The organism is Beijerinckia sp. L45 (assembly GCF_009765775.1).
Classification (GTDB): domain Bacteria; phylum Pseudomonadota; class Alphaproteobacteria; order Rhizobiales; family Beijerinckiaceae; genus RH-AL1.
On sequence record NZ_LMUU01000106.1, the window covers coordinates 8,641 to 21,051 of the forward strand.

15 protein-coding genes are annotated in these 12,411 nt (G+C 64.8%); 7 read left to right on the forward strand and 8 right to left on the reverse strand.

Annotated elements, in window-relative coordinates:
* Window positions 1-681, reverse strand: a 681-nt coding sequence (locus tag GSQ79_RS10950) for a ribose-phosphate pyrophosphokinase (RefSeq protein ID WP_158808757.1), incomplete at its 3' end; no start/stop codon positions are given.
* 107 nt (window positions 682-788) lie between these two features.
* Window positions 789-1,205 (reverse strand): DUF2147 domain-containing protein, encoded by a 417-nt coding sequence (locus GSQ79_RS10955; RefSeq protein ID WP_246725256.1) that lies wholly within the window; start codon window positions 1,203-1,205, stop codon window positions 789-791.
* Between the two features lie 281 nt (window positions 1,206-1,486).
* On the opposite strand from GSQ79_RS10955, the gene uvrC reads away from it, so the two are divergent.
* The 5 genes from uvrC (at window position 1,487) to GSQ79_RS10980 (ending at window position 6,905) form a co-directional block, all read left to right on the forward strand.
* Window positions 1,487-3,637 (forward strand): excinuclease ABC subunit UvrC, encoded by a 2,151-nt coding sequence (gene uvrC, locus GSQ79_RS10960; RefSeq protein WP_158808758.1) that lies wholly within the window; start codon window positions 1,487-1,489, stop codon window positions 3,635-3,637.
* A gap of 187 nt (window positions 3,638-3,824) precedes the next feature.
* Entirely contained in the window at window positions 3,825-5,456 is a 1,632-nt protein-coding gene (locus GSQ79_RS10965) for an L-lactate permease (RefSeq protein WP_158808759.1), read from the forward strand.
* 125 nt (window positions 5,457-5,581) lie between these two features.
* Complete coding sequence (gene pgsA / locus GSQ79_RS10970) at window positions 5,582-6,190, forward strand: CDP-diacylglycerol--glycerol-3-phosphate 3-phosphatidyltransferase (protein WP_158808760.1); 609 nt, start codon at window positions 5,582-5,584, stop codon at window positions 6,188-6,190.
* Window positions 6,187-6,438: a molybdopterin converting factor subunit 1 gene (gene moaD, locus GSQ79_RS10975; RefSeq protein WP_158808761.1), complete on the forward strand. Its 252-nt coding sequence runs from the start codon at window positions 6,187-6,189 to the stop codon at window positions 6,436-6,438. Before pgsA ends, moaD begins: the two co-directional genes overlap by 4 nt.
* On the forward strand, window positions 6,438-6,905 hold the full coding sequence (locus GSQ79_RS10980) for a molybdenum cofactor biosynthesis protein MoaE (protein ID WP_158808762.1): 468 nt from the start codon (window positions 6,438-6,440) through the stop codon (window positions 6,903-6,905). The genes moaD and GSQ79_RS10980 overlap by 1 nt, the downstream gene beginning before the upstream one ends.
* Before the next feature lie 89 nt (window positions 6,906-6,994).
* Here the strand turns inward: GSQ79_RS10980 and GSQ79_RS10985 are convergent, their stop codons facing one another.
* Together GSQ79_RS10985 and GSQ79_RS10990 are read right to left on the reverse strand one after the other, a co-directional pair.
* Window positions 6,995-7,423, reverse strand: coding sequence for a diguanylate cyclase (locus GSQ79_RS10985; RefSeq protein ID WP_246725257.1), 429 nt, complete (start codon window positions 7,421-7,423; stop codon window positions 6,995-6,997).
* Entirely contained in the window at window positions 7,336-8,430 is a 1,095-nt protein-coding gene (locus GSQ79_RS10990) for a cache domain-containing protein (RefSeq protein WP_158808764.1), read from the reverse strand. Before GSQ79_RS10990 ends, GSQ79_RS10985 begins: the two co-directional genes overlap by 88 nt.
* Before the next feature lie 272 nt (window positions 8,431-8,702).
* On the opposite strand from GSQ79_RS10990, the gene GSQ79_RS10995 reads away from it, so the two are divergent.
* A complete protein-coding gene (locus GSQ79_RS10995; RefSeq protein WP_158808765.1) occupies window positions 8,703-8,921 on the forward strand; it encodes a DUF1674 domain-containing protein in 219 nt (72 codons plus the stop codon).
* 22 nt (window positions 8,922-8,943) lie between these two features.
* Here GSQ79_RS10995 and rplT read toward each other — a convergent pair whose 3' ends face one another.
* The 4 genes from rplT to GSQ79_RS11015 form a co-directional block, all read right to left on the reverse strand.
* Window positions 8,944-9,324, reverse strand: coding sequence for a 50S ribosomal protein L20 (rplT, locus tag GSQ79_RS11000; RefSeq protein WP_158808766.1), 381 nt, complete (start codon window positions 9,322-9,324; stop codon window positions 8,944-8,946).
* Between the two features lie 44 nt (window positions 9,325-9,368).
* The gene (gene rpmI, locus GSQ79_RS11005) at window positions 9,369-9,569 is read right to left on the reverse strand and encodes a 50S ribosomal protein L35 (protein ID WP_158808767.1); all 201 of its coding nucleotides are present in this window, start codon (window positions 9,567-9,569) and stop codon (window positions 9,369-9,371) included.
* A gap of 233 nt (window positions 9,570-9,802) precedes the next feature.
* Complete coding sequence (infC, locus tag GSQ79_RS11010) at window positions 9,803-10,330, reverse strand: translation initiation factor IF-3 (protein ID WP_158808768.1); 528 nt, start codon at window positions 10,328-10,330, stop codon at window positions 9,803-9,805.
* 199 nt (window positions 10,331-10,529) lie between these two features.
* The gene (locus tag GSQ79_RS11015; protein WP_158808769.1) at window positions 10,530-11,753 is read right to left on the reverse strand and encodes a glycosyltransferase; all 1,224 of its coding nucleotides are present in this window, start codon (window positions 11,751-11,753) and stop codon (window positions 10,530-10,532) included.
* 170 nt (window positions 11,754-11,923) lie between these two features.
* On the opposite strand from GSQ79_RS11015, the gene GSQ79_RS11020 reads away from it, so the two are divergent.
* Window positions 11,924-12,411, forward strand: a 488-nt coding sequence (locus GSQ79_RS11020; RefSeq protein WP_158808770.1) for a carboxylesterase, incomplete at its 3' end; no start/stop codon positions are given.

Here is a 12,411-nt window from a genome sequence, read left to right on the forward strand (position 1 = left end):
GTTGCACAAAGTGCCGCCGGAATCGACGATGTCGTCGACGAGGATGCAGTCGCGGCCGGTGACGTCGCCGATGATGTTCATCACTTCCGATTCGCCGGCGCGTTCGCGGCGCTTGTCGACGATGGCCAGCGGCGCGTCGATGCGTTTCGCCAGCGCGCGCGCGCGGACCACGCCGCCGACGTCGGGGGACACGACCATGACGTTGCGGATGTCGAGCCGTTCCTTGATGTCGCGCACCATCACCGGCGCGGAAAACAGGTTGTCGGTCGGAATGTCGAAGAAGCCCTGGATCTGCCCGGCGTGAAGATCGACGGTCAGCACGCGGTCGGCGCCGGCATGGGTGATCATGTTGGCGACGAGCTTGGCCGAGATCGGCGTGCGCGGGCCGGCCTTGCGATCCTGCCTGGCATAGCCGAAGTACGGCACCACGGCGGTGATCCGTTTCGCCGAGGCGCGGCGGCACGCATCGGTCATGATGAGGATTTCCATCAGGTGATCGTTCGCCGGAAACGACGTCGACTGAATGATGAACACATCCTGGCCGCGAACGTTTTCCTGAACCTCGACGAAGACTTCCATGTCGGCGAAGCGCCGAACCTGACATTTCGTGAGGGGAACACCGAGGTAGGCGGCAATCGCTTCAGTAAGGGCGCGATTGGAATTGCCCGCCAATATTTTCATCACGCCTACCATCTACATGCGGTTGTCCGCCGCCGCCTCTTAGCAGCGATGGCGGACTGGAACAACTCGGACCCGGCGTGAGGATCCGAGGTCGGTTAATTGAAGTATTACTTGTTGACCATGGTCCAGGTTTCGGTGCCGCAGGCGCCGCCATTCGGCACGCAGCCCTTGATCAGCATCGAAGGACCATTCGGCGTCAGCGTCGCGATGTAGATCTGGCCATCGTCGGCATTGTAGGTTTCGCCGGTGTAGGTGTTGTTGGGGCCCGGCTTCAGATTGAAGAACACCTCGATGCCGATCGTGCTGCGGTCGCGCTTGGTCGGGTCGGGATTGCGGATATCCTTACCGGGGTTCGTGGCGCTGGCGACGAAACCGCAGAAATTCGGGCCGCATTTCTTGATCTTGACTGTCGCGGTGCCGTCGGCGACGCGCCATTCCCCGGCGGGGTCAGCCTTAGCCACGGCGCTGAAGCCTACGGCAGCGACCGCGAACCCAATCACGGCAGCGAATGACGACATCTTCATTGTAAATCCTTGCGTCGGCGCGTGCCGGATCACGCGCTGCGGACCTTGCGGAAGGACGAGGCCGGAGCGAACCGGCGAACCACCCTTTTTGATATGGCAGAATTATAGAGCCGCGGGCTCGGCGGCAATCGCGGAAAGGGCGAATATCGCGTCGTCCGTGTCACACTGGTCGAGAACCCGACACCGATCGTCCGCGGTTTTGTGCCACGGCGGCGGCCTGGCGACGGGATAGCGGCCTGTCCGGCCTTTGCATCGACGCGAAGCGCGCTTAGATCCCCCTCATGACCCGTGAGACGCCCGCCCCCGCCGATCTGGAAGACCCGTCCGACCTTGCCGACGAAGACGCCGAGCTCCCGCCCGTCGACCTGACGCCGGAAGACGAGGCCGCCCCCGCCTCGGTCAAGCTCGGCGCCGCGGCGATCCGGGGCTTCTGGAAGCACGCGCCTAAAGGGCCGGGCGTCTACCGGATGATCGGCGCCGACGGCGACGTCCTCTACGTCGGCAAGGCGAAGAGCGTGCGCAAGCGCATCGCCAGCTACATGCGCCCGGCCGGCCACACCAATCGCATCGCGCGGATGATCGCGCTGACGGTCTCGATGGTCTTCGTCTCGACGGCGACCGAGACCGAGGCGCTGCTGCTCGAGACCAACTACATCAAGCAGATGAAGCCGCGCTTCAACGTGCTGATGCGCGACGACAAGTCGTTTCCCTACATCCTCGTCACCGGCGACCATGCGGCACCGCAGATCACCAAGCATCGTGGCGCCCGCTCGCGCAAAGGCGACTATTTTGGGCCCTTCGCCAGCGTCTGGGCGGTGAACCGCACGCTCAATGCGCTGCAGCGGGCCTTCCTCCTGCGCTCCTGCACCGACAGTTTTTACGAAAACCGCACGCGGCCCTGCCTGCTGCACCAGATCAAGCGCTGCTCGGCGCCCTGCACCGGGGAGATCAACCACACCGACTATGCCGCGCTGGTCGGCGAGACCCGCGACTTTCTCTCCGGGAAGAGCCGCGCGGTGCGCGACCTGCTGGCGCGGGAGATGATGGAAGCCTCCGAGACGATGGAGTTCGAACGTGCCGCGCGGCTGCGCGACCGCATCGCCGCGCTCTCGGCGATCCAGGGCGCGCAGGGAATCAACCCCAAGACCGTCGAGGAGGCCGACGTCTTCGCCGTGATCGAAGAGGGCGGCCAGTTCTGCATCGAAGTGTTCTTCTTCCGGACGTTCCAGAACTGGGGCAACCGCGCCTACTATCCCAAGGCGGACAAGAGCCTGACGCCGGGCGAAGTCCTCGACGCCTTTCTCGCGCAATTCTACGACGACCGACCGCCGCCCAGGCTGGTGCTGCTGTCCCACGAGGTCGAGAGCCGCGCGCTGCTGGAGACGGCGCTCTGCGAGCGCTACGGCGCGAAGGTCGAGATCGCCACGCCGCAGCGCGGCGAGAAGCGCGAGCTGGTCGAGGCCGCGGCGCATAATGGCCGCGAGACGCTTGGCCGAAAGATGTCGGAGACGGCGTCGCAGGAGAAGCTGCTCGCGGCGCTTTCCGAGACCTTCGGGCTGGAGCGCACGATCCGCCGCGTCGAGGTGTATGACAACTCTCATATCATGGGGACCAATGCCGTCGGCGGCATGGTGGTCGCCGGCCCCAACGGCTTCATGAAGACGCACTACCGCACCTTCAATATCAAGGACGAGTCGCTGACCCCAGGCGACGATTTCGGAATGATGCGCGAGGTGCTGCGCCGCCGTTTCAGCCGGCTGCTGAAAGAGGACGCGGAGCAGGGGGCTCTATCCTCCCCCGTGGAATGGGGGAGGGGGACCGCCGAAGGTGGTGGAGGGCGCGCCGCGTCGCTGGTTTCCGAAGACGGCGAGCCATCGACCTCCACTTTACAGTCAGACGGCGCCTCCACCACGCTCCGCGTGGTCTCCATCCCCCGCTCCGCGGGGGAGGAGAGTGATCCCGACGCGTTCCCCAACCGGCCCGATCTCATCCTCATCGATGGGGGGCTCGGCCAGTTCAACGCGACCAAGCAGATCCTCGACGAGCTCGGCGTCACCGACGTGGCGATCGTCGGCATCGCCAAGGGCCGCGACCGCGATGCCGGGCGCGAAATGTTCTTCGTCGAGGGCAAGGAGCCGTTCCGTCTCGCGCCGCGCGACCCGGCGCTGTATTTCGTCCAGCGCCTGCGCGACGAGGCGCATCGTTTCGCCATCGGCACCCACCGGGCGCGGCGGAAGAAGGATTTCACCCGCAGCCCGCTCGACGACATCGGCGGCATCGGCCCGGCACGCAAACGCGCGCTTCTTCATGCTTTTGGGACAGCCAAGGCTCTGTCGCGGGCGGCGTTGTCGGACCTGGAGAAGGTGCCGGGAATCAATGCTGGGACGGCGAAGCTGGTCTACGATTTCTTCCACGAGCGGAACGGCGCCTGAAGCGCGCGCCGATGGTTTCAGCACCAACCTCGTCAGCGACCCGACCCAAACGGTTTGGCTCCAGCCCCGCGTGGGGACGGCCAAAGCACGCACGCCCATAAAAATGGCAGTAACGGAAAGTCGAAAGACATGCTGACTTAGCTATCGCTTTGTTGCATACCAGCGCCGCAAATCTTGTGAGTGCCCGATGTTCCATCAGATCCTGAGACCCGTCGCCGGAAGTCTTCCCCTCTCGTTCCTGGTTGCCATCCTACCAATTGCCGTCGTCCTCGTGATGCTCGGCGTGATGCGGCGGCCGGCATGGCAGGCCTCGCTGGGTGGCCTAATCGTCGGCCTCATTCTCGCGATTACGGTCTGGCAATTTCCGGTCAATCTCGCTCTCGACAGTGTCGCGGCCGGCGCGGCCTTCGCGCTGTGGCCCGTGATGTGGATCGTGTTCAACGGCCTGCTGCTTTATAATATCGCAGTCATCTCCGGCCGCTTCGACTGCTTCCGCGACTGGATCGTCAAACACCTTCCCAACGACCGAAGGATCGTCCTCGTCGTCATCGGGTTCTGTTTCGGATGTCTTCTCGAAGGCGTGTCCGGCTTCGGGACGCCGGTCGCCATCACCAGCGCCCTGCTGATCATGGTCGGCTATCCGCCGCTCGAGGCGCTGACCTTCACGCTCATCTTCAACACGGCGCCCGTCGCCTTCGGCGCGCTCGGCGTGCCGATCACGGTGCTCGGCCAGGTGACCGGCCTGTCGCCGGTGACGCTGGGCGCGATGGTCGGCCGTCAGCTGCCGCTCTTTGCGATGCTTCTCCCGTTTTATGTCATGGCGGTCTATGGCGGTCTTCGGTCGATCCGGGCGCTTTGGCCGGTCCTGCTCGTCGCCGGCGTGAGCTTCGGCGGTGCGCAGTTCGTTTCGTCGAATTATCTCAACTACGCGCTGACCGACGTCTTCTCGTCGATGACTTCGCTGATTGCGACGCTTCTGTTCCTGCGTGTTTGGGCGCCCGTGCCGGATCCTGAGTTCTTCATCCGGCAGCCCTCGGCGGCGTCGAGCGCATCGCCGTCGGCTGCCATCGTGGCGCCTGTCGCGCTATCGGCCGTTCCGGCCTGGCAGGGCTGGATCCCGTGGGTCGTCATCACGGTGGTCGTCATCGCCTGGACCGATTTCAAGGTCTTCGCCAACGGCGCGCAGGCGATTCCGTGGCCTGGCCTCGACAAGCAGGTCTTCATCACACTCTACAACAAGCCTTATGCGGCGATCTGGGTGTTCCAGCCGCTCGCCACCGGCACCGCGATTCTGCTTGCGGCCATCATTACGGCGGCGATCGTCGGCGTCAGCCCTAAGCGCTTCCTCGAGGCCGTCGGCATCACGTGGCGGCAGAGCCGCATCGCGATCCTGACCGTCGCGCTGATCGTCGCGCTCGCTTACCTCATGAACTATTCGGGCCTGACCTATACGCTCGGTCTCGGCGTATCGTCGGTGGGGATCTTCTTCCCGCTCGTCTCGGCCTTCCTCGGATGGGTCGCCGTCTTCCTGTCGGGCAGCGACACCTCGGGCAACGCGCTGTTCGGCAACCTTCAGGTGGTCGCAGCCAACCAGCTTCAGCTCAATCCGGTGCTGTTTGCCGCGACGAACTCATCGGGTGGCGTCATGGGCAAGATGATCTCGCCCCAAAACATCGCCACCGGTGTCGCGGTCACGGACCTGAAGGGGCAGGAAGGCGTGGTCTTCGCCCGCACCTTCAAGCACAGCATCCTGATGACGGTTCTGCTCGGGATTCTCGCCGTGCTGCAGCAATACGTCTTCCCCTGGATGATTCCCTGAGCGGCCGGATTTGACCGAGGCATGATCAACCCGGCGTAAGCCATATCCGCAGCGCGGCGGTCCGAGAGAGGCCGCCGCGCTGCCAAACCTTGACGTCATCCCCCGACGCGTGTTCCTACCGACCCATGGCGATGACCAGTCTTTCCCGGAGCGGGGGCCACCATTGGAGCCTCCCGAACCTCCTCACCTATGGCCGCGTCGTCGCGGTCCCGGTCGTGGCCGCGTGCATGTTCTGGCCCGAGGTCGACACGATGCGCTGGGTGGCGCTCGGCCTCTATACCGTCGCCGCGATCACCGATTTCTTCGACGGCTATCTCGCCCGCGCCTGGTCGCAGCAGTCCGCGCTCGGGCAGATGCTCGATCCGATCGCCGACAAGCTGCTGGTCGCGGCCGTGCTTTTCATGCTGGTCGCCGACCGCACCATCGCCGGTATCTCGATTGCCGCGGCCATCATCATCCTGTGCCGTGAGATTCTGGTCTCCGGCCTGCGCGAGTTTCTGGCCGACCTGAAGGTGTCGATCCCGGTGAGCCGGGTGGCGAAATGGAAGACCACGGCGCAACTCGTGGCGCTCGGCTTTCTCATCGCCGGGCCGGCCGGCGACAAGGTCCTGCCGGGCAACACGACGATCGGCCATGTCCTGCTGTGGATCGCCGCGGTCCTTACCATTTATACCGGCGTCGACTATCTGAGGTCCGGCATCAGCCACATCCTCGACACCGAGAGCCGCCCGTGAAAGCCGTCTACTTCGCCTGGGTGCGGGAACGCATCGGCAAGACCGAAGAAATTCTGCTGCCGCCGGCCGAAGTTGCGACCGTTGCAGACCTGATCGCGTGGCTGAAGCAAAAAGGCGAAGGCTATGATGCCGCGTTCGAGAACGGATCGACGATTCGCGCCGCGATCGACCACACCCACGTCAAGCACGACGCCGCCATCGCCGGCGCCCGCGAGATCGCCTTTTTCCCGCCGATGACGGGCGGCTGATGTCCGGCGCCGCGACCGTCCGGGTCCAGGCCGAGCCCTTCGATGCCGCCGCCGAGAGCGCGGCGTTGACGCAGGGTCGCAGCGATCTCGGGGCCGTGGTCACCTTCACCGGCCTGTGCCGTGACGAAGGCGGCATGCTCGAGGCGTTGGAGATCGAACACTATCCCGGCATGGCGGAAGAGGAGATCGGCCGTGTCGTGGCGGCGGCGCAAGCGCGCTGGCCGCTCGGCGGTGTGACGCTGATCCATCGCTACGGCCGCATCGCGCCGGGCGCGCCGATCGTGCTGGTCGTGACGGCGAGCCGACACCGCGTCGCGGCCTTCGAGGCCGCCTCGTTTCTCATGGACTACATGAAGACCAGCGCGCCATTCTGGAAGAAGGAACATCGACGCGACGGGACGTCCGGCGATTGGGTCGAGGCGAAAGCTTCGGACGATGCTGCCGCCGATCGCTGGGCGAGGCCGTAAGCACAACGAACACACCGCTTAGCGACGCAGCCTCAGGCGGCGCGCGAGGTCTGCAACGTGGAGCGGTTGCGCCCACTAGTCTTGGACGCTTAGAGCGCGCTGTCGGCATCCGCGACGAGATCGGTCGGCGCATGGCCGGCAACAGGAGTCATGCTGCCGACCCCCACGCTGATGCTGAGCCGATAGCCCTCGTCCGGATTCGAGAGCGGAAGGCTCAGGACATCGCGCCGAATGGTCTCCGCGATTTCCACCGCCTTGGACGCGTCGGTTCGGGGCAGAATGACGGCGAATTCCTCGCCGCCGTAGCGCGCCACGAGATCGTCCGCCCGACGCACCCGCGACCGCAGCGCGCCGCCGAGCGCGGCCAGGGCACTGTCGCCCGCAAGGTGCCCGAACGTGTCGTTGAACACCTTGAAATGGTCGGCGTCGATCATGAGCAGGGAGAGCGGCGTCTGATGCCGCAAGGCGTTCTTCCACTCCCGATCCAGGATCTCGTCGAAGCGGCGGCGGTTGGCGATGCCGGTAAGACTGTCCTCCTTCGCAAGGAGAACAAGGGCGGCTTCCGCTTCGGTTCGGCGCAGCAGTTCGCCCCGCAACGCCATCCCGAGCGAAACACGATGCCGCAACAGACAAGCAGCACCGCTGAGATCGCATATACCTTCCGCCACCAGTCGGCATAGATATCCTCGACCGACAAGGCGACGTCCTGCACCAGGGGTAGCGCACCGACCCGGGCGAAGTGAAACAAGCGCTCGACGCCGTCGATCACCGACTTCGCCTGCACTTCCCCTTCGCGCGTGGTTTCGAGACGTTTGAAGATCATGGGCGGCTTGGCGATCCGGCCGATCTGCGCGGCATCGAAGGGTTCGCGCATGATAACCATGCCGTCGTCACGAAACAGCGTCACCGCGCCGCTTCGGCCAAGCTTCATTTGAGAAAACAGGGCGCGGAAGTAGTCGAGCTGAAGCGTGCCGACGACGATCCCGTCGAAACTGCCGTCCGGTTTGTTGATCCGCCGGCTGAGGCCGATGATCATCTTGCCGTCCGTCCGCGAGGCGACCGGCTTGCCGATGTAGAGGCCGACGTCCGGCCGCTCGGCCTGAACCTTGAAGTAGTCGCGATCGGCATAGTTGTAGGGACGCGGCGTGATGGACGCCGAATCGCTGACGACGTTACCGGCCGCGTCGAGAACGAGGAGGGCGCCGAGATAGTGGGCCGTCGCGGCGCGGTCGAACAGAATCAGACGCCGGAGCTCCGGCGTCGCTGCCATGACCGTCTCGTTGGCGAGCCCGTCGATCACGCCCTGGATCGAAAGATCGTAGAGCTCGATGTTGCGATCCAGATCCTGCGTCAGTACGGCGGAGATATTCGCAACTTCGGTCGAAGCGCGTTTCAATTCCAACGTGCGGGCGCTGCTCAGAAGGGTGCCGACGACGATGCAGACGAGGCCAAGCGAAACGACGAGCAGCGCGGCAAACCAGAAGGAGGATGCGCCGAAGATCTTGATGGGGCGGTTTGTCGGCAAGAGCATCCTTAAAACTAGCAATTGATGGTCTTTTGCTAACGACCAAATGCTCTCAGGCCGTTAAAACTGGCGGCGATCTCCGCTTGCCCTCGGCCGGCGCTTCCACGGCGAAGTGCGCCGAGGCCGACCATTTGCCGAGGCGCCATCCGGACGTCCGGTCGCTTGGGTAATCGGCGCACCGGCTTGCGGAATGCGCGGATCGGTCTACGTGGAGGAGGGCTTCAGGCCCCATCAAGGATGGCACGGCGTGAGGCGGTCGAGGAGGATTGGCGATGGATCAAGACAGCGACGGTGCCGAAGCGCGGCAGAGCGCAACCCCATCGGCGCGGACCCTGAAGCCGGAGGCGCAGCGGGCGCTGGCAGAGGCCAAAGAGCGCCGTCGCAAGGCTGCCGACGCAGCGGCGCAGGCACAAGAATTCAATGGCCGCGGTGGGCTGGAGCCCGTGCGCTTCGGCGATTGGGAGGTCAAAGGCATCGCCACCGACTTTTGATCGGTGGCGTATGCGGAGCCGTTTAGGCGGTGGCGGCAGCAGGCGCGGCCGGCAGGGCGGCCTTGGCCGCCTCGACGATGGCCTTGAAGGCTTCCGGCTCGCGTATGGCGAGGTCGGACAGAACCTTGCGATCGATTTCGATCCCGGCTTCGGCAAGGCCGAAGATGAAGCGCGAATAGGTCAGGCCCATTTCACGCACGGCGGCGTTGAGGCGCTGGATCCACAAGGCGCGGATCGTGCGCTTCTTGGCGCGACGATCGCGGGTGGCATATTGCATCGAGCGATCGACGGCGGCCTTGGCGGTGCGGATCGTATTCTTGCGACGGCCATAAAAGCCCTTCGCTGCATCGAGCGTCTTTTTATGCTTGGCGTGCGAAGTGACGCCGCGTTTGACGCGAGCCATGATGATCTCCTTGAAACGGTGAAAGCGTAGCGGAAAGAAAGTCTTCAGCCGTTGGGCAGGAAGAACTTCTTGATGTTGTCGCCATCGCTCTTGAACAAAACTTTGGTCCCGCGAAGATTGCGGATCTGCTTGTTCGACCGCTTGATCATGCCGTGGCGCTTGCCGGCCTGGGCATACATGACTTTGCCGGTACCGGTGATTTTGAAGCGCTTCGCAGCGCCCGATTTCGTCTTCAGCTTGGGCATTTTGCTCTCCGTGGGGTTCTGAGCCCCCGCTTGATTGCCGTCGGCTGCGCCAGCGCGCTGCCTTACGTTCATGACCGAACTCATAAGTTCGATGGAAACGAGCGAAAAAACCGCCACGGCAGCCCTTGATGGCCGGGCGGTTTGGTTTGGAGCGCGGTCAATAGACGGGACCGCGCCAAAAGACAAGATGGCTTGTGATCAAGCCGTCATGTTTGCAGAGATGACCTGACAGGTCAGCGCGGCGCGAGGACCATGACCATCTGCCGGCCTTCCATCGAAGGTTCGGCTTCGACTTTGGCCAGCGTGCCGGTTTCCAGCTTGACGCGCTCGAGAAGACGGAAGCCGATGTCCTGATGCGCCATTTCGCGACCGCGGAAGCGCAGCGTCACCTTGACCTTGTCACCCTCTTCGAAGAAGCGGCGCACGGCCTTCATTTTGGTATCATAGTCGTGGTCGTCGATGCCCGGGCGGAGCTTGATTTCCTTGATCTCGACGATCTTCTGGCGCTTGCGCGCCTCGGCAGACTTCTTCTGCTCGAGGAAGCGAAACTTTCCGTAGTCGAGGATCTTGCAGACCGGCGGATTGGCGTTCGGCACGATCTCGACGAGATCGAGACCGGCATCGTCGGCGATCTGCTGCGCTTCCAAAATCTCGACCACGCCGCGGTTCAGACCCTCGGCATCGATAAGCTGGACTTCACGAACCCGGATCTCCCGGTTGGTGCGCGGTCCCTCTTTCTGCGGAACCGGAGGGGCTTTCATAGGACGGCGAATGGTATTCTCCTAAAGTCGATGATCGGACCCACGTCGGGCTGGACCTCCGCGTACAAAGACGCGAGGCAGCGCACGGGCCCATCGGAAAACATCGGGTTATTCCACGGCGAAGTCAATGAACACGCCAGCATGATCGCGCGCAAACCGCGTTTTACGGCATTTAAAGGGCCGAAGACAGGATCTGCCGTCAGGCCGACGGGTCGCCACGATCCAGAAGTGCAGCATAGGCGTCGAGCGTCTGGCGCGCCATCCGCTCGATGGAAAACCGCTCCTCGACCTGTTTTCGCGCCCGCAGCGCCAGCGCATCGCGGCTGCTGGCGCCGAGCGACAGCGTCTCTTCGATCGCCGCCGCCAGGAGTGTCGCGTCATTGGCCGGGACGCGCCAGCCGGTGCGCCGCGCCGGTTCCACGTCGGGTGGCGCCAGCACGGTCTCCGGCACCGCGCCGAGATCCGACACGACGACCGGCGTCCCGACGGCCTGCGCTTCGATCGCGATGCGGCCGAAGGCTTCCGGCTCGAGCGATGGCACCACGACGACGGCCGCCGCGAGCAGCGCTGCCGGCATGTCGGCGCAGGCACCGACGCGGCGGACGATCGACTCGACCTGCGCCTTGGCGATCGCCTGATCGATCTCGCGGACCTGGCCCTTGCCTTTGGCGTCGCCGATCAGCACGACCTTGAAGTCGCGCACGCCGGCTTGCAGAAGCAGCCGCGTCGCCTCGATCAGGATCTTGTGGCCCTTCCACAGGCTCGGCCGGGCGGCGAGCAGCACGATCCGCTCGTCCGGTGCGATATGCCAGGCCTGGCGCAACGCGTGGACGCGGGCCGGATCCATGCGGTTCGGCGCAAAGCCCTTGAGCTCGACGCCGGGGCGGATGAGGCTCACGCGGTCCAACGCCCAGGGATAAAGCGTCGGTACGAGGGCGGCGGCGAAGCGCGATCCGGCGATGACGATGTCGCCGCGGGCCATTACCGAATTGTAGCGCTGGCGCAGCAGGCCGAGGCCCGGCGCGATCTGCTGGACGCTGGTGACGAGCGGCGTTTTCGTCGCCCGCGTCGCGCCGTAGGCGACCCAGGCCGCGGGACGCGAGCGCGCATGCGCGAGGTCGACCCGTTCGTCGAGAAGCAGGCGGCGCAGGCGCCGGACGTTGACCGCCATAGCGAGGGGGTTCTTGCTCCGCGCCGGAAACGGGATCCACACGCCGCCCTTGGCCTGGAGTTCGCTGACGAGGCGGCCGCCCGCCGAGGCGACGAGCGCACGGGCGCCGGCTTCCGCGAGGGCGCCGGCGACATCGATCGCCGTATGGTCGAGTTCACCGGAATCGAGTGTCGGCACGATCTGCAGGACCGTGCGCCCGGCGAGGGCATGCAGGCCGCGGCGATGCAGGGTGAAGCCGAAATCCTCCGTCATCAGGCGGCGAATCGGCTATCGGAAGGGCACACCGGTTCTGCGGAAAAGGGTTTTGGCTTTTCCGACACGAACACGCTCCACTCCTTGGCTCATGGAGCCCTTGCGGTTCAACCGAACCATGCTCTTTGGCGCCGCAGCGGCCGAAACACCGGAGACACCACGCCATCGTGATTCAAGTTATACCGACCGAGTTAACGCAATCGCAATTTCTCAGCATCGGCAGCGGGGATCTTGAGCGGCGCATCGCCTACCGCCGCCGTCTCGCCTCGGCGCCAAGTCTGCCAGGGCTGGTGTGGTTCGGCGGGTTCCGCTCCGACATGCTGGCGACCAAGGCGACGGCGCTCGACGTGGCGGCTGCCGATCGGGGCCGCGCGGCGCTGCGCTTCGACTATTCCGGCCATGGCGAGTCCGGCGGGCGTTTCGTCGACGGCACGATCTCGCGCTGGCTGGAGGAAAGCCTCGCCGTCGTCCGGCAACTCAGCGACGGTCCTCAGATTCTGATCGGCTCGTCGATGGGCGGCTGGCTGGCGCTGCTTGTCGCCCGCGCCCTGGAGGCGGCGGGGGAACGCGACCGCATCGCCGGCCTCGTGCTGATCGCGCCGGCTGTCGACTTCACCCAGGCGCTCTTGTGGGACGGCTTGGATGCGGCAGCGCGTCA

Bases quoted from the DNA above. Each gene is read 5' to 3' on its own strand.
- GSQ79_RS10995 (WP_158808765.1), top strand. From the start codon at position 8,703: ATGGATCAAGACAGCGACGGTGCCGAAGCGCGGCAGAGCGCAACCCCA.
- rpmI (WP_158808767.1), bottom strand. From the start codon at position 9,569: ATGCCCAAGCTGAAGACGAAATCGGGCGCTGCGAAGCGCTTCAAAATC.
- uvrC (WP_158808758.1), top strand. From the start codon at position 1,487: ATGACCCGTGAGACGCCCGCCCCCGCCGATCTGGAAGACCCGTCCGAC.
- GSQ79_RS11015 (WP_158808769.1), bottom strand. From the start codon at position 11,753: ATGACGGAGGATTTCGGCTTCACCCTGCATCGCCGCGGCCTGCATGCC.
- infC (WP_158808768.1), bottom strand. From the start codon at position 10,330: ATGAAAGCCCCTCCGGTTCCGCAGAAAGAGGGACCGCGCACCAACCGG.
- GSQ79_RS10980 (WP_158808762.1), top strand. From the start codon at position 6,438: ATGTCCGGCGCCGCGACCGTCCGGGTCCAGGCCGAGCCCTTCGATGCC.
- pgsA (WP_158808760.1), top strand. From the start codon at position 5,582: ATGGCGATGACCAGTCTTTCCCGGAGCGGGGGCCACCATTGGAGCCTC.
- rplT (WP_158808766.1), bottom strand. From the start codon at position 9,324: ATGGCTCGCGTCAAACGCGGCGTCACTTCGCACGCCAAGCATAAAAAG.
- GSQ79_RS10955 (WP_246725256.1), bottom strand. From the start codon at position 1,205: ATGAAGATGTCGTCATTCGCTGCCGTGATTGGGTTCGCGGTCGCTGCC.
- GSQ79_RS10965 (WP_158808759.1), top strand. From the start codon at position 3,825: ATGTTCCATCAGATCCTGAGACCCGTCGCCGGAAGTCTTCCCCTCTCG.